Genomic DNA, 445 nt, shown 5'->3' with positions numbered 1-445 from the left:
ATATCATATAAAATTGAATTCGTCGTTACTACTTTTAATTTGCCATTTGACTTATCACTGCTTTGTTTACCACCAGTACCACATGCAGCAACTAGAAGTAATAAGGCTAATAATAAAGGTACTAATTTTTTCATGTTAAACTTCCTCGTTTCTTTCTATTCGTAAATTTTGTGAAAAATAATGTGATGATATAAATTACAAACGTACAAAGTACGATTGTCGCACCACTAGGAATGTTGTAAATATAGCTGTAATAAAGTCCGACAATTGAACTTATGACACTTATTAAACTTGCTATAATCATCATTGAGTATAGTTTTTTACTAATTAAAAATGCTGTAGATGCAGGTGTAATTAATAATGCAACTACAAGAATAATACCTACCGTTTGAATACTTGCTACTGTTACTAATGAGAGTAACAACATCACAAAGTAATGTAATAA

The 445-nt window shown here is 29.2% G+C and carries 1 protein-coding gene and 1 pseudogene; both read right to left on the bottom strand.

Annotated features, from left to right (window positions below; all coding sequences use genetic code 11):
• Positions 1-134 (bottom strand): annotated as a pseudogene (locus M3630_RS30625) (metal ABC transporter substrate-binding protein); the annotation flags it as partial.
• On the bottom strand, positions 131-445 hold a 315-nt coding region (locus M3630_RS30620; protein WP_251254675.1), incomplete at its 5' end, for a metal ABC transporter permease. The gene M3630_RS30620 and the pseudogene M3630_RS30625, both read right to left, overlap by 4 nt.

The sequence above is a fragment of the Brevibacillus sp. MER 51 genome (genome assembly GCF_023714195.1).
Taxonomy (GTDB): Bacteria; Bacillota; Bacilli; order Brevibacillales; family Brevibacillaceae; genus Brevibacillus.
This window is presented reverse-complemented; position numbering and strand designations above follow the sequence as displayed.